The 16,355-nt window shown below is 44.7% G+C and carries 12 protein-coding genes; 7 read left to right on the top strand and 5 right to left on the bottom strand.

Annotation, left to right across the window (positions count from 1 at the left end):
• The first annotated feature begins 84 nt into the window (after positions 1 to 84).
• The 3 genes from cyaY to gyrB all read left to right on the top strand — a co-directional run bounded on the left by cyaY (position 85) and on the right by gyrB (position 4,799).
• Complete coding sequence (gene cyaY, locus QZ106_RS04165) at positions 85 to 393, top strand: iron donor protein CyaY (protein WP_295974630.1); 309 nt, start codon at positions 85 to 87, stop codon at positions 391 to 393.
• Positions 393 to 2,282 (top strand): DNA helicase RecQ, encoded by a 1,890-nt coding sequence (recQ, locus tag QZ106_RS04160; protein ID WP_295974627.1) that lies wholly within the window; start codon positions 393 to 395, stop codon positions 2,280 to 2,282. The genes cyaY and recQ overlap by 1 nt, the downstream gene beginning before the upstream one ends.
• Before the next feature lie 96 nt (positions 2,283 to 2,378).
• The gene (gene gyrB / locus QZ106_RS04155) at positions 2,379 to 4,799 is read left to right on the top strand and encodes a DNA topoisomerase (ATP-hydrolyzing) subunit B (protein WP_295974625.1); all 2,421 of its coding nucleotides are present in this window, start codon (positions 2,379 to 2,381) and stop codon (positions 4,797 to 4,799) included.
• Positions 4,800 to 4,884: 85 nt separating this feature from the next.
• Here gyrB and ilvC read toward each other — a convergent pair whose 3' ends face one another.
• Positions 4,885 to 6,363 carry a ketol-acid reductoisomerase gene (gene ilvC / locus QZ106_RS04150; protein ID WP_295974623.1) on the bottom strand — a complete coding sequence of 493 codons (1,479 nt, stop codon included), beginning with the start codon at positions 6,361 to 6,363 and terminating at the stop codon, positions 4,885 to 4,887.
• A gap of 735 nt (positions 6,364 to 7,098) precedes the next feature.
• On the opposite strand from ilvC, the gene ilvY reads away from it, so the two are divergent.
• Complete coding sequence (gene ilvY / locus QZ106_RS04145) at positions 7,099 to 7,977, top strand: HTH-type transcriptional activator IlvY (protein WP_295974620.1); 879 nt, start codon at positions 7,099 to 7,101, stop codon at positions 7,975 to 7,977.
• A gap of 27 nt (positions 7,978 to 8,004) precedes the next feature.
• A complete protein-coding gene (rarD, locus tag QZ106_RS04140; protein WP_295974618.1) occupies positions 8,005 to 8,877 on the top strand; it encodes an EamA family transporter RarD in 873 nt (290 codons plus the stop codon).
• A gap of 2 nt (positions 8,878 to 8,879) precedes the next feature.
• Here rarD and aroE read toward each other — a convergent pair whose 3' ends face one another.
• From aroE to QZ106_RS04125, 3 genes are read right to left on the bottom strand one after another with little or no spacing between them, the layout of a single operon-like run.
• Positions 8,880 to 9,683 carry a shikimate dehydrogenase gene (gene aroE / locus QZ106_RS04135; protein ID WP_295974665.1) on the bottom strand — a complete coding sequence of 268 codons (804 nt, stop codon included), beginning with the start codon at positions 9,681 to 9,683 and terminating at the stop codon, positions 8,880 to 8,882.
• The gene (locus QZ106_RS04130) at positions 9,684 to 10,235 is read right to left on the bottom strand and encodes a Sua5/YciO/YrdC/YwlC family protein (RefSeq protein WP_295974617.1); all 552 of its coding nucleotides are present in this window, start codon (positions 10,233 to 10,235) and stop codon (positions 9,684 to 9,686) included.
• A 4-nt stretch (positions 10,236 to 10,239) separates the two neighbouring features.
• Entirely contained in the window at positions 10,240 to 10,788 is a 549-nt protein-coding gene (locus tag QZ106_RS04125; RefSeq protein ID WP_295974662.1) for a topoisomerase DNA-binding C4 zinc finger domain-containing protein, read from the bottom strand.
• A 170-nt stretch (positions 10,789 to 10,958) separates the two neighbouring features.
• On the opposite strand from QZ106_RS04125, the gene rmuC reads away from it, so the two are divergent.
• Complete coding sequence (rmuC, locus tag QZ106_RS04120) at positions 10,959 to 12,590, top strand: DNA recombination protein RmuC (RefSeq protein ID WP_295974614.1); 1,632 nt, start codon at positions 10,959 to 10,961, stop codon at positions 12,588 to 12,590.
• Between the two features lie 459 nt (positions 12,591 to 13,049).
• Here rmuC and lon read toward each other — a convergent pair whose 3' ends face one another.
• Positions 13,050 to 15,464 (bottom strand): endopeptidase La, encoded by a 2,415-nt coding sequence (gene lon / locus QZ106_RS04115; protein WP_295974611.1) that lies wholly within the window; start codon positions 15,462 to 15,464, stop codon positions 13,050 to 13,052.
• Between the two features lie 358 nt (positions 15,465 to 15,822).
• On the opposite strand from lon, the gene QZ106_RS04110 reads away from it, so the two are divergent.
• Positions 15,823 to 16,355, top strand: a 533-nt coding sequence (locus tag QZ106_RS04110; RefSeq protein WP_295974608.1) for an SDR family oxidoreductase, incomplete at its 3' end; no start/stop codon positions are given.

Raw genomic sequence — 16,355 nt, 5'->3', positions numbered from 1 at the left:
ACCACTAAATCCGGCTTTGTGCTATCACAACGCACAGAAAATCTTTATAATTTCCGTCCTACTGTCATTTATTGGAGTGATTTTATGAATATCATCGAGTTTCATCAGAAAATCGAGCAAATTTGGGATGAAATTGAAGAGCAACTAGAAGCGCAAGATTGTGACGCCGATTGTGAACGCCAAGGCTCCGTGTTCACGATTACGCTTGGCGATCGCAGTCAAATAGTGATCAACAAACAAGAACCGTTGTTGGAATTATGGTTGGCGAGCCACAATGGCGGTTTCCATTTTGCCTATAAAAATGGACGTTGGGTCAGCAACGACGGCTTAGACTTCTGGCAAGCGCTAACCGAAGCGCTTGCTAAACATGGTGAGCAGGTGCAGCTCGGTTAATGAATCACCTGACCTCATACGAACCGATGAAAAGTGCGGTGGATTTTCTCGATAAATCGTCGGCAAAATCCACTGCACTTTATGCGACGGCAAAGAATGTGTTGCATTCGGTGTTCGGCTATCAAGCTTTCCGCAAAGGGCAAGAGGAAATTATCCAGGCGGCGCTGAACGGTCAGGACTGTTTGGTCATCATGGCGACAGGCACGGGAAAATCGTTATGCTACCAAATTCCAGCATTGTGTTTTGATGGGATGACCTTGGTGGTGTCGCCGTTGATTTCTTTGATGAAAGACCAAGTGGATCAGCTACGCGCTAGTGGTGTAGAAGCGGATTATTTAAACTCCTCGCAAACCTTTGAAGAACAGCAACAGGTGCAAAATAGGGCGATTTCCGGGCAGTTAAAATTGTTGTATTTGTCCCCGGAAAAAGTCATGACCAACAGCTTTTTCCAATTTATTTCCTTATGTCAGGTGAGCTTTATCGCCATTGATGAGGCGCACTGCATTTCCCAATGGGGGCACGATTTTCGCCCTGAATATACCCAACTTGGCGGCTTAAAAGGCAGTTTCCCGAATGTGCCGATTATGGCGCTGACAGCCACGGCAGACCCTACAACGCAACAAGATATTCTGCAAAATCTCCGCCTAAATCGACCGCACTTCCATGTAGGGAGTTTTGATCGCCCAAATATTCGTTATACCTTGGTGGAAAAATTTAAGCCGATGGAACAGCTGTGTCGTTTCGTGGTGGCACAAAAAGGCAAAAGCGGCATTGTGTATTGCAACAGTCGCAACAAAGTGGAACGCATTGCGGAGACCTTGTGCAACAAAGGGGTGCGGGCGGCGGCGTATCATGCGGGCATGGAAAATAGCTTGCGGGAAAGGGTACAACGGGATTTTCAGCGGGATAACATTCAAGTGGTGGTGGCGACGATCGCCTTCGGTATGGGGATTAATAAATCCAACGTACGTTTTGTGGCGCATTTTGATTTGCCGCGTAGCATTGAAGCCTACTATCAAGAAACCGGCCGAGCAGGGCGTGACGATTTGCCGGCAGAAGCGGTGTTATTTTACGACCCGGCGGATTATGTGTGGCTGAACAAAATGTTGATGGAAAAGCCGGAAACGCCACAACGCCAAATTGAACAGCATAAATTGCAAGCCATCGGCGAATTTGCCGAGAGCCAAACCTGTCGCCGTTTGGTCTTATTGAATTATTTCGGCGAACATCGTCAAACCGCCTGTCAAAATTGCGATATTTGTCTCGATCCACCGAAAAAATACGATGGGTTGTTGGACGCGCAAAAAATCATGTCGGCGATTTATCGTACCGGTCAATGTTATGGTGCTCATTATGTCATTGCCGTCTTGCGTGGCATGAATAATCAGAAAATTCGTGATCAGCAACACGACCAACTGAGTGTGTATGGCATCGGCAAAGAACACAGCACGGAATACTGGCAGTCAGTATTACGCCAGTTAATTCATTTGGGTTTTGTGCGCCAAATCATCGGCGAGTACGGTAACACGTTACAGTTAACGGAAAATGCGAAGCCGATTTTGCGGGGAGAGATGCCGTTGGAATTGGCGACGCCACGTCTATCGTCTATCGTTACCACTGCGATGATGCACAAAAGTGCGGTCGGTTCTTACGACAAAGATTTATTTGCACGTTTGCGCTTCTTGCGTAAGCAAATTGCCGATAAGGAAAATATTCCCCCGTATATCGTGTTTAACGATGCGACTTTGCAAGAAATGGCGCAGTACCAACCGGTTAGCAATATTGAGATGTTGCAAATTAACGGTGTTGGTACGATCAAATTGGAGCGTTTCGGACAAGCGTTTCTGTCTTTAATCCGCGAACATAAAAATGCTCGCGCAACTGAATAAGCCTACGTGCCGTTTAAGTGCAGTTATGTTTAGCTAATTGCGCAAAATTTTGCTATAATCCCGCCCAATTTTTTACGAATTACACAGAGAAGAATTATGTCAACAACTACTCCAGAAACTTATGGTGCAAACAGTATTAAAGTGCTGAAAGGGCTTGATGCGGTGCGTAAACGTCCCGGCATGTATATCGGTGACACAGACGATGGAACAGGTTTACACCATATGGTTTTTGAGGTGGTGGATAACGCCATTGATGAGGCCTTGGCAGGTTATTGCAGTGACATTATCGTGACTATTCATTCCGATAATTCCGTTTCCGTGCAAGATGACGGGCGCGGTATTCCGGTAGATATTCACCCGGAAGAAGGTGTTTCTGCCGCAGAAGTCATTATGACGGTTTTGCATGCGGGCGGTAAATTTGACGATAACTCCTATAAAGTCTCCGGCGGTTTGCACGGTGTGGGCGTGTCTGTGGTTAATGCATTGTCTGATAAATTACAACTGACTATTCGCCGTCAAGGCAAAGTGCATGAACAATTTTATCGCCTTGGCGATCCCGTTGCTCCGTTAGCGGTCATCGGCGAAACCACCCAAACCGGTACCACCGTGCGTTTCTGGCCAAGCCCGACTATCTTCACTAATATTGAATTTGAATACGATATTTTAGCCAAGCGTTTAAGAGAATTGTCTTTCTTAAACTCCGGCGTTTCCATTCGTTTAATTGACGAACGCACCGACAAACAAGACCATTTTCATTATGAAGGTGGTATTCAAGCGTTTGTGGAATATATCAATCGTGGTAAAACGCCAATCCACCCGAAACCGTTCTATTTCTCTGCAGAAAAAGACGGCATTGGCGTGGAAATTGCGTTGCAATGGAACGATGGTTATGCAGAAAACATTTACTGCTTTACCAACAACATTCCACAACGCGATGGTGGTACGCACTTGGCAGGTTTCCGCGGGGCGATGACCCGTACGTTGAATAACTACATGGAAAACGAAGGCTACACCAAAAAATCTAAAGTGGCGACTTCCGGTGATGATGCCCGTGAAGGCTTGGTGGCCGTGATTTCCGTGAAGGTACCGGATCCAAAATTCTCTTCTCAAACCAAAGACAAATTGGTTTCCTCCGAAGTAAAAAGTGCGGTGGAATCTTTGATGAACGAGTATTTGCAAACCTATTTGTTGGAAAATCCAAACGATGTAAAAATCATCGTGACCAAAATTATTGATGCGGCACGTGCCCGTGAAGCCGCACGTAAAGCGCGCGAAATGACTCGTCGTAAAGGCGCACTAGACTTAGGCGGCTTGCCGGGTAAATTGGCGGATTGTCAGGAACGTGATCCGGCATTATCCGAACTTTATATCGTGGAGGGTGACTCTGCGGGCGGTTCGGCAAAACAAGGGCGTAATCGTAAAAACCAAGCAATTCTGCCGTTAAAAGGGAAAATCTTGAACGTGGAAAAAGCCCGCTTTGATAAAATGTTATCTTCTGCGGAAGTGGGTACATTGATTACGGCGCTAGGTTGCGGTATCGGTCGTGACGAATATAACCCGGATAAATTGCGTTATCACAGCATTATTATCATGACCGATGCGGACGTGGATGGTTCACACATTCGTACGTTGTTATTAACCTTCTTCTATCGTCAAATGCCGGAGCTGATTGAACGCGGTTATGTGTATATTGCCCAGCCACCGTTGTATAAAGTGAAAAAAGGCAAACAAGAGCAATACATTAAAGACGATGAAGCCATGGCGGAATTTGAATTGGCGATTGCGTTGGAAAATGCGGCACTTTATGTGAATGACAATGCACCGGGCATGCAAGGTGTGGCGTTACAAAATCTCGCTTCCGAATATCTTGCAGTACAAAAAATGACGACCCGCTTGAGCCGTTATTATCCGGAAAGTGTGTTGAAAGAATTGATTTATCAACCGGCGTTGACCACAGCGTTAATGCAACAGGAAAGTGCGGTCAATTCTTGGGCTGATTATTTAGTTGCTTCTTTAAATGGAAAAGAAACTGACGGCAGACATTATAGCTATCGTTTGCAATTCAATGCTGAACGAAACTTACATGAAGTGGTATTAACAGTAAGAACACACGGGATTGATACGGATTATTTCTTGAACTTCCAATTTGTGACCGGTAATGAATATGCCCGCTTAATTGCATTGGGTGAAAAATTGGTCGGCTTATTAGAAGAAAATGCTTATGTTATGCGTGGTGAACGTAAAGTTGCAGTAACTTCTTTTGAGCAAGCGATTGAATGGTTAATGAAAGAATCTCGCCGTGGTTTGATGATTCAACGCTATAAAGGGTTAGGTGAAATGAACCCGGAACAGCTTTGGGAAACAACAATGGATCCAAACACTCGCCGCATGTTGAAAGTGTCTATCAAAGATGCGGTGGCGGCAGATCAGTTATTCACCACCTTAATGGGGGATGAAGTAGAGCCTCGTCGCGAATTCATTGAAAGTAATGCGTTAAGAGCGAATTTGGATATTTAAAACAGCCTATTGCGTTTTATCCTGTTCACACAAGCATAGAAAAGCCGGCAATATCGCCGGCTTTTTTACATTATGAATGTTTCCATTAACCTTGCAATGACACTCGTTTCATATCTTTCATGTAACCACGTAATTCTTGACCGATTAATTCTACCGGGTGATTGCGGATTGCATCGTTCACATCGCGTAAGGTGATGTTGTCGATTTCCACGGTTGGTGTCGGTTCACCGATGTCGCCTTTGCGTAAAGTCGGCACCAATGCTTTTTGCATAATCGGGCCGGCAACGTTAGCAAATAAGTAGTTACCGTATTCTGCCGTGTCGGAAATCACTACATTCATTTCATATAAACGTTTACGCGCAATCGTGTTGGCGATTAACGGCAATTCGTGTAAGGACTCGTAGTAAGCGGATTCTTCGTAAATGCCGCTGGCTACCATGGTATCGAATGCCAATTCCACACCGGCTTTCACCATCGCAATCATTAACACGCCATGGTCGAAATATTCTTGCTCACTGATTTTGCCCTCATATTTCGGTGCGTTTTCAAAAGCGGTTTTGCCGGTTTCTTCACGCCATTTTAAGAGGTTGGCATCACCGTTTGCCCAGTCTTCCATCATCACACGGGAGAATTCGCCGCTGATGATATCGTCCATGTGTTTGGCAAATAAGAACGCCAATTCTTCTTTGATTTGTTCTGCTAACTCGAACGCACGCAATTTTGCGCTGTTGGACAAGCGATCCATCATCAATGTGATGCCGCCTTGTTTTAAGGCTTCGGTGATGGTTTCCCAACCGTATTGCACTAATTTGCCCGCATAAGCCGGATCTTTGCCGTCAGCCACTAATTTGTCGTAGCAAATGAGAGAACCTGCTTGCAACATACCGCAAAGGATGGTTTGTTCACCCATTAAGTCGGATTTGACTTCCGCCACGAAAGAGGATTCTAACACGCCTGCACGATGACCACCGGTTGCCGCCGCCCAAGCTTTGGCGATTTCTAAACCTTCGCCTTGTGGGTCATTTTCTGGGTGCACGGCGATCAAGGTCGGCACGCCAAAACCACGTTTGTATTCTTCACGTACTTCTGTACCCGGGCATTTTGGTGCCACCATTACGACGGTGATGTCAGGACGAATTTGCTCGCCCACTTCAACAATGTTTAAACCATGGGAATAGCCCAATGCCGCACCTTTTTTCATCAACGGCATCACATCAGCAACCACTTTGGAATGTTGTTTGTCCGGGGTGAGGTTAATGACTAAATCGGCGGTTGGAATCAGTTCTTCATAAGTGCCCACTTTAAAGCCGTTTTCAGTGGCACGTTGGAATGACGCACGTTTTTCTGCGATGGCTTCCGGACGTAATGCGTAGCTGATGTCTAGACCAGAATCACGCATATTTAACCCTTGGTTTAACCCTTGTGCACCGCAACCTACGATCACGATTTTCTTGCCTTTCAAAAAATTCGCTTCCGTTGCGAACTCACTGCGATCCATAAAACGGCAACGACCTAATTGATCTAATTGTTGGCGTAAGTTTAAGGTATTGAAATAATTAGCCATGATATTTTCCTTTTGTGTGGGAGTGTTTGTTTAGGTTTGGGTGATTATAGGGTGTTTTTGTGTTGCGTAAAGTGATATTATTGGGATTTTGTGTTGCGGTTTTTGCAATTACATATGGTGCTAGGGATTTCGCCCTAGGGCGACCTACTTTTTACTGCGCTACGCTTGCACTTCGTGTCGTTGGCAAAGCCAACGTTCAAAATCTAAGGATTTTGTCTTTGCTTGTGCAAAGTAAAAGTAGGCAAAAAGAAAGCACACCCCAGCTTCACCGCTGTTCTTCGCTTGGTTGTAATTTTTTTAACGGAAATTTTCGAACTCACCGCAAGCGGTTCAAACAGGCGAAAATTTCCTAAAAATTACAAGTCGCTCAGGCGGTTCAGATGGGGCCTAAATTTGTCCGAGTATTATTAACGTTAAAGTGCGGTTAATTTTTTAAGTGTTTTTATTTGAAATAACGATTTTAAAATCGATCCTATTTTTAGAATGATGCTCAGAAAAATGGGGCCCCGTGTAAGACGCCATTATGGAAATGCAATTTTTAGCTAAATTTCGCTTTGTTTGAGCGAAGCGAGTTCGAAATTTAGCGTCAAGAAAATTGCATTGAAATAAGGTCAAGCGGCTTATCCGGGGTGCCTTTTCTTTTGGTTCGTTTTCTTTGGGCAAGCAAAGAAAATGAACTCGTACTCAACGACGTTGAGTACGAAACCCAAATCAAACTTAAGCAAAACAAATATTATGAACTTTAACGATCTCAAAATCTTCATCACCCTCACCCAAACCCAAAACTTCGCCAAAACGGCGGCGTTGCACCATATGTCGCCGTCAACCTTGTCCCGTCAAATTCAAAAAATCGAAGAAGAATTGGGGCAGCAACTTTTGTGGCGGGATAATCGACAGGTGTCGTTAACGCCGAATGGTGAGGTGTTTTTGGCGTTTGCACAGCAGCAGTGGCAGAATTGGATGCTATTTCAACAGCAGTTGCATACCCAAGAGGAAGAGCTTAGCGGGGAACTCAAATTGTATTGCTCGGTGACGGCGGCGTATAGCCATTTGCCGGGGATTTTGGATAAATTCCGTGCACATTATCCGAAAGTGGAAATTCAACTGACCACAGGCGATCCGGCGCAGGCGGTACATTTGGTCCAGGCGCAGAAGGTGGATTTGGCATTAGCGGGGAAACCGCCGGTATTGCCAAGTGCGGTGACATTTCATTATATCGATGATATTGCGTTGTCGATGATTGCGCCTCGTGTGGCATGTTCGGCGACGCAGTTATTACAGCAAGATCCCATCAATTGGCAACAGGTTCCTTTTATCTTGCCGTTAGACGGCATGGCACGGCAGCGGATTGAAGAATGGTTTAAACAAAAAGGCATCAACCACCCGAAAATCTATGGCACCGTGGCGGGGCATGAGGGCATTGTGTCCATGGTGGCATTGGGCTGTGGTTTGGCATTATTGCCCGACGTGGTGATTAAAAATAGCCCGTTGAACAGCCAAATTTCTACCTTGCAGTTAGAGGAACCGATACCCCCTTTTGAACTCGGTGTTTGCGCCTTGAAGCCTGCCTTAGAACGCCCTTTAGTGCGTGCATTTTGGCAGTTATTAGCGTAAAGTGCGGTCATGATTTAAGGAGTTTTTATGCTAAAAGGCGTTGCGTTTTCTTTATTTGCCTCTCTGCTGTTTGGCTACATGTATTATTTTTCTACGCTGTTGCTGCCTTTGAGTGGCACAGATATTTTCGGTTATCGCATTGTATTTACTTTGCCTTTTGTGGCGGCTGCTGTGATTTTGTTTAAACAAAAAATGGCGCTGATTGCCCATTTAAAACGTATTCAAAGACAACCGCACTTTGCGTTGGCTTTTCTCTTTACCGGTGCGTTGATGGGCTTTCAAATGTGGCTATTTTTGTGGGCACCTAATAATGGTAGCTCGTTGAGTGTTTCTTTTGGTTATTTATTGCTGCCTTTAGTGATGGTAGCGGCAGCGCGAATTATTTTTAAAGAACGGATTTCACGCATTAAGTTCTTAGCCGTACTGATTGCCGCCGTGGGGGTGATTTCCAACATTGCCTTAAAAGGGGAAATTTCCTGGGAGGCGTTGGTAATTTGCGTGGGATATACCTCTTACTTTGTGGTACGACGAATGTGGAAAATCACCGATCTTGCGGCATTCTTCTTAGAAATGTTGACCCTTTTGCCATTTTGTATTTACTTCGCCTGGCAAGTGGATATTGCCCAAGTACAACAAAGCAATCCAAATATTTTGGTTTTATTGCTACTGCTTGGCTTAATTAGCGGCACGGCACTTAATTCTTACATTCTTGCCAGCAATCATTTGCCGATGAATTTGCTGGGCTTACTTGGTTATGTAGAGCCTTGCCTGATGGTGGGAATTTCCTTATTAATTGGTGAAAAGATTGATGCGCAAAGTTATCCGCTGTTTATTTGTTTGGTCCTTGCCATGCTCTTGATTATCACAGATGGCATTCTACAAGCGAAAACGCGCCAATAGTCTTATAACTGTTCAAATAATGGCGTAATATTTGGCATTACGCCTCGCCATAAATAAAATGAATGCGCTGCTTGCGCTAACAACATGCCGAAACCGTCGCTTCGGTTTTGCACGCCTAACGCACCACAGCGTGCCAAAAACGGCGTGTCTTTTTGTCGGTCATATTGCATGTCATAAACCGCTTTTGCTTCACGTAGAATCTCATCGTTAATTGCCACTGTGCCGCCGTGTAAACCTGAGGAGGTTGCATTGATAATCACATCAAAGGATTGCGTGGGAAGTTGACTCAGTTCTACGGCACGAATATTGCCGTAAGGCGAAAATTTTTCTGCCAACAGTTGCGCTTTGGCTAAAGTGCGGTTGGCAATCACAATGTTTTGCTGTGCATATAAAAGCGGTAACAATACGCCTTTTGTGGCACCGCCTGCGCCTAAAATGAGTAGGGTTTGATTCGGCTTAAGCCAATTCAGTCGTTGCAAATCCGTCACCAGTCCTGCGCCATCGGTGTTGTCCGCATACAGCGTGCCATCGTCTAATTTCTTCAACGTATTGCAGGCTTCCGCCATCAAACAACGCTCACTGTGTGCATCTGCCAGCTTGAACGCGCGTTCTTTGAAAGGCGAGGTGATATTACATCCAGCGGCACCCTGCGCAAAAAACGCCAATAATTGCCGTTCAAAATTCTGTTCGTCGCCTAACATGGCGTCGTATTGCACGTGTTGTGTGGTTTGTTCGGCAAAAATGCGATGAATTTGCGGCGACTTGCTTTGAGCAATCGGGTTGCCCCAAACGGCATATAACATAATTTATCCTTGACGAAAAACTTGGTTGGTGAAAATGTCGCGAATTTCGGACGGATTTACTGCGCCGCCTACAGGCATATCCAGCACCGGAAAATCCGTGCCGAATTGTTGTGTCACTTCTTGTGCTGTGCGGCAAGGCGGCCGTCCGGTTAAGTTGGCGCTGGTGGAGGTGAGAGCAAAGCCCGCCTGTTCGCATAACAGCTTAACGGCAGGGTGTTGGCTGATGCGCACCGCAATACTGTTAAAATCGCCGGTAAGAAATTTGGGCGTCGTCGTTTTTGCCGGGACGACCCATGTGGTTGGTCGATCATATTGCGTAGTTAAGCGTTGCCAATGCGGTTCCATCAAACGGCTTTTATCTATAAAAGGCAACAAAAAATCCGTGCTTGGCGCAATTAAAATCAGCCCTTTTGACATCGGGCGCTGTTTTAAAACAAGTAAATTTTCCACCGCACTTTGGCTGTTTGGATTACAACCTAAGCCAAAAACCGCTTCGGTGGGGTAGGCAACGACTTGCTGATTTTTTAAATGGTTAACAATCTCTTGTAAATTCATGAGGTTACTCGGTCGTAAAAATGTGGCGGCAGGTTTTATTCACACATTGCCAAGTGTGTTGTTTGCCCTGTTGTTTTTTTAATAAGGCTAAATTGCCATGGCATTGCGGGCAATCCACTAAATAAGGTTTAGTTGGCACGGAAAACTTACAATGCGGAAAACGGTTGCAGGCGTAAAATAGCTTGCCGGCACGACCACGCCGCGCCACTAACTGCCCTTCTTGACATTCCGGGCAAGGTACGTGTTCTTCCGTTTCCTCTTCTGCTTCCTCATGCACCACAAAATGACATTCCGGATAATTACTACAGCCGATAAACATGCCGAAATGCCCTTGTTTTAACGCCAATAAATGGCCGCATTGAGGGCAGGTTTGTTCCAATATTTTGAGGGTTTTTACTTCGTTGGAAGTCTGTAACGGTTTTAAATAATCACATTGCGGATAGGCAGAACACCCGAGAAACAGTCCCTTTTTCCCTTGTTTTATTTGCAACAACGCACCGCACTGCGGGCAGTGTTCCTCGTGTTTGGTAGGCTGAAATAAAGGTTGGTTCATGGCATGCCCTAAAAGTGCGGTGATTTTTCTCGACAAATATTAAAATGGTTCGAGCATCATTCTACCGCAAGTTTTGCGCCTTTCGCCACCCACGAAATGAAAAAGCAAAAGGTCGGCAAAGGCCACGGATTTCCTTTATACTAACGCCCAATATCAGGAGGGAATTTGCATTGGATATTGATTTAAATGTGTTATTGGGCGTTTGCGTCGCATTGAGCGTGCTTTGCCTTATTTTACTTTTTGTCAGCGCGCGCCGGAAACGGGATAGCCTAGAATTACAACAGGATTTAAATAAAAACATTGAGGATTTTAATCGCTTATTAGAAAAATTTGATGCCGTTACTGCCCGTAAAAATCAATTAGAACAAGAGGTAGTGAAAGCGCAAACCACGGCGGATGGACTACAAATTCGCTTAAATGAACGGGATGAAAAAGTACAGTATTTGCAAACGGAACTAAACGAAGAACAGGCGCGCCATTCCGCCATCGCAGAACAAATAACGACGCTGAAAGAACGTTTTGGTGTGGCATCGGCACAGGCGGACAGCTTGCGCGGACAACTTGCGCAAAGCCAAGCGCAGATTGTCCGCAAAGAAGAATCGCTGGCAAATTTAACGGAAAAACACACCGCACTTTCGCAGGAACTGGCGGAATTGAAAACCACGTTAACGGAAAAAGAAAAGCATTTTGTCGAGCAGCAACAACATGTTGAACAAACCAAACAGCAGCTCAATACGGAATTTCAAAACCTCGCGAATCGTATTTTAGAAGAGAAAAGCCAGCGTTTTCAGCAAACGAACCAAGCATCGATGGACAGCTTGTTAAAGCCATTCCGTGAGCAAATTGAAAGCTTCCAAAAACGGGTGAATGAAATTCATTCGGAATCCCTTAAGGGCAACGCGGGCTTGGAAGCAGAAATTAAGAAAGTGTTGGAAATCGGTTTGAGTATGTCGCAACAAGCGAACAATTTGACTTCCGCTCTGAAAGGGGAAAAGAAAACCCTTGGTAACTGGGGGGAAATGCAGTTGGAGCGGGCGCTGCAATCTGCCGGCTTGGTGGAAGATGAACATTACACCGCACAGGCGCATTTTAAAAACGAAGAAGGCAAGCGCAATTATCCCGACTTTATTCTTAACCTACCGGATGAGAAACATTTGATTATCGACAGTAAAATGTCGCTTAACGCCTATGAAAGTGCGGTCTGTGCAGAAGATGAAATCGAACGTCAGGCGTTTCTGCGCGAGCATATTAAGGCGTTGCGTAATCACATCGACGACTTATCCCGCAAAGATTACAGCAACCTTATCGGCGTGCGTAGCCCGAATTTCGTGTTGATGTTTATTGCCGTGGAACCGGCTTACATTGAAGCCTTAAAAATGGACCCGAGTTTGTTCGGTTATGGTTATGACAAAAATGTCATTATGGTGTCACACACCACGCTGATGCCGATTTTACGCACGGTGGCGAATCTGTGGCGGGTGGAGCGCGGTAATGCGGAAGCCCGTGAAATCAGCGAAAAAGCCGGCGACATTTACAACCAAATCTGCTTACTCGCAGAGCGTTTGGCGAAAGTGGGAAACAGCCTTTCCACCGTCAGTTCGCACTACAACAGTGCTGTCACGGCGCTCGTGGGGCAACAGGGCTTGATGGGCAAAGTGGAACGCTTTAAAGCACTTTCTGCCAAAGCCAACAAAACCATGCCCGATATCGAACCGCTGCATCATGATTTTGAAACGGAACGGTTGTTGCTGAATAAAGAAAAAACAGAGAACGAACCTAAAGAAAGCCTAGAAAGCACATAGAAAAATGTACAAAAAAATGCCGCACTTTAATAAATTACATTAAAGTGCGGTTTATTTTAAGACCAAACCACGCATGGAACGTGATTTCGCCCTTTCGGGTATTCATGATTTCGTGTAACAAGCTGCACGCTACGATTCTTGTTGCACGAATAATTAACCTCGATGCGCAATTCACGATTTCGTACGTAGCGTGCATCTTGATGCACGACCAAACCACGCACGGAACATTATTTAACCCTTTCGTGTATTCACGATTTCGTGCAACAAGTTGCACGCTACGATTCTTGTTGCACGAATAATTAACCTCGATGCGCAATTCACGATTTCGTGCGTAGCGTGGATCTTGATGCACGACCAAACCACGCACGGAACATTATTTAACCCTTTCGGGTATTCACGATTTCGTGCAACAAGTTGCACGCTACTCTATAGATCCTTATCGTGTTGAAAAACTTTTCATTAATTGACCGCACTTGGTGCAATGCCTTTCTTCCGGCGGCTATTTTTCACCGTAGAAATTGGCTCAAGTTTGACAAACTCTACACCGGTCGGTGGATTTTCCAATGCAATAGTTAGCACTTCATCAATGGTTTCTACTGCGTGAATGTTCAAATCACGTTTAGCATTTTCCGGAATCTCTTCCAAATCTTTCACATTATCTTTTGGAATAATGACAGTTTTAATACCGCCACGGTGAGCTGCCAGCAATTTTTCTTTTAAACCGCCAATTGGTAATACTTTGCCACGTAGGCTGATTTCACCTGTCATCGCCACTTCCGATTTCACCGGATTACCGGTTAAACAGGACACTAATGCGGTGCACATAGCAATCCCGGCACTCGGGCCATCTTTTGGTGTTGCACCGTCCGGAACGTGGATATGAATATCACGTTTTTCATGGAATTCAGGATTAATGCCCAATTTGTCTGCACGGGCGCGTACGACAGTCATTGCCGCTTGAATGGATTCTTTCATGACATCCCCCAAGGAGCCAGTGTAACTGAGTTTGCCTTTGCCCGGCACGGAGGCGGTTTCAATCGTCAGTAAATCGCCGCCGACTTCCGTCCATGCCAAACCAGTGACTTCGCCAACACGATTTTGCGTATCTGCACGACCAAATTCAAAGCGTTTCACACCAAGGTAATCGTGTAGATTTTTCGCCGTCACTTTGATGGATTTTAATTTCTTATCTAACAGTAAGGTTTTTACGGCTTTACGGCAGATTTTCGATATTTCACGTTCTAAATTACGCACACCGGCTTCACGAGTGTAATAGCGGATAATATCCACGATCGCACTGTCATCAATGGTTAATTCACCGGCTTTTAATCCGTTGCGTTCCATTTGTTTGTTGATCAAATGGCGAGTGGCGATATTCAGTTTTTCATCTTCTGTATAACCGGATAAACGAATCACTTCCATACGGTCTAATAATGGCGTTGGAATGTGCATGGAGTTTGAGGTCGCTACAAACATGACATCGGATAAATCGTAGTCCACTTCCAAATAATGATCGTTGAAATGGGCATTTTGTTCCGGATCCAATACCTCTAATAAAGCAGAAGCTGGATCGCCACGCATATCAGAAGACATTTTGTCGATTTCATCTAACAAAAAGAGCGGGTTTTTTACACCGACTTTTGCCATTTTTTGAATCAATTTGCCCGGCAAGGAACCAATATAGGTTTTCCGGTGACCACGAATTTCCGCTTCATCACGCACGCCGCCTAATGCCATGCGCACATATTTACGCCCAGTTGCATTGGCAATAGATTGTCCTAAAGAAGTTTTACCGACACCAGGGGGACCTACCAAGCAAAGAATTGGCCCTTTTAATTGATTTAAACGGGTTTGCACGGCAAGGTATTCCAAAATACGCTCTTTCACGCGTTCCAAACCGTAGTGATCGGCATCTAAGATTTCTTGCGCTTTGGCGAGATCTTTTTTCACTTTGGAGCGTTTATGCCAAGGCACTTGAATCATCCAGTCAATATAACTGCGCACAACAGTGGCTTCAGCCGACATTGGCGACATCATTTTCAGTTTTTGCAATTCAGCTTCGACTTTTTCACGAGCTTCCAAAGGCATTCTTGCCTCTTCAATTTTTTGACGAAGCTGTTCAATTTCACTTATCGCATTTTCTTCTTCGCCAAGCTCTTTTTGAATGGCTTTAATTTGTTCGTTTAAGTAATAATCGCGCTGACTTTTTTCCATTTGTTTTTTCACGCGACTACGAATGCGTTTTTCCACCTGTAATAGATCCGCTTCGGACTGCATTAAACCCAACAAATACTCAAAACGTTCCACTACATTGGTCATTTCTAATACGGTTTGTTTTTGGGCAACGGAAACCGGTAAATGGGAGGCTAAGGTGTCACTTAATTGTTCCAAATTTTCAATTTGTTGAAGTGCGGAAAGAATATCCGGCTGTACTTTCTTGTTCAAATTCACATAGTTTTGGAATTCATCTAAGGCTGCTTTGTGAACAACTTGTAATTCTTTTTTATTGCCAAGCGTACTTTCAATCGGCTTAATTTGCGCTTGAAAATGTTCACCGGTATCTTCCAATTGATAGATCTGTGCACGTTGCTGTCCTTCCACTAACACTTTCACGGTGCCGTCCGGCAGTTTGAGCAACTGGATAATATTGGCAATGGTGCCGACATCGTATAAATCATCAATACCGGGTTCTTCCAATTCCGGCTGTTTTTGCGATACTAACAATAACTGCTTTCCATGATTCATCGCCTCATCAAGGCTATGGATAGATCTTGGTCTTCCCACAAATAACGGCATCACCATATAAGGAAACACAACGACATCGCGCAATGGCAATACCGGTATGGTTTGTAATTCTGATTTTTTTGTTCTCATCGCATACTCTCTTTTCTATTCTGCTAATTTGGCTCTATATGGAGATGATTTCGTTAAATTCAAGATTTAGAAAAAAAATCTACCGCACTTAATTCACGCTTTCACCATATTCTCAATTGCCATGCAACCGTTTAAATGAACGGATTGATTCTAGAGGAAAGCGCGGTATAATTCTATGGTTTCATCATATTTTATAGACTGACCGCATGTGTTTTAGCTAAATTAGCGTAACATTCAACCGCACTTATTCACCACTGAATAAGTGCTTTTTTGTTTTGATAAATTGGTCGGCTTTGTATTCAAAAGCGTTTTCGCTTATACTACACCGCAATTTTTAACGCAAATCACAGGAAATATTATGGGTTTCTTAACAGGTAAACGTATTTTAGTTACAGGTCTCGCCAGCAATCGTTCTATCGCCTACGGCATTGCAAAAGCAATGAAAGAGCAAGGCGCAGAATTAGCTTTCACTTATTTAAATGAAAAATTACAACCGCGTGTTGAAGAATTTGCCAAAGAATTCGGCGCAAACATCGTGCTTCCGTTAGACGTTGCCACCGATGAAAGCATTCAAAACTGCTTCGCAGAATTAAGCAAACATTGGGATAAATTCGATGGTTTTGTACACGCCATCGCCTTCGCACCGGGCGATCAATTAGATGGAGACTATGTGAATGCGGCAACCCGTGAAGGTTATCGTATTGCCCACGATATCAGTGCCTACAGTTTCGTGGCGATGGCACAAGCGGCACGTCCGTATTTGAATCCAAATGCAGCATTATTAACGCTGTCCTACTTAGGTGCAGAACGTGCGATTCCAAACTACAACGTGATGTGTTTAGCCAAAGCCTCTCTTGAAGCGGCAACCCGCGTGATGGCAGCTGATTTGGG

The organism is uncultured Aggregatibacter sp., from assembly GCF_901873365.1.
Taxonomy (GTDB): domain Bacteria; phylum Pseudomonadota; class Gammaproteobacteria; order Enterobacterales; family Pasteurellaceae; genus Aggregatibacter.
Note: the sequence above shows the minus strand (reverse complement) of the source record. Positions and strands in the feature narration are given on the sequence as shown.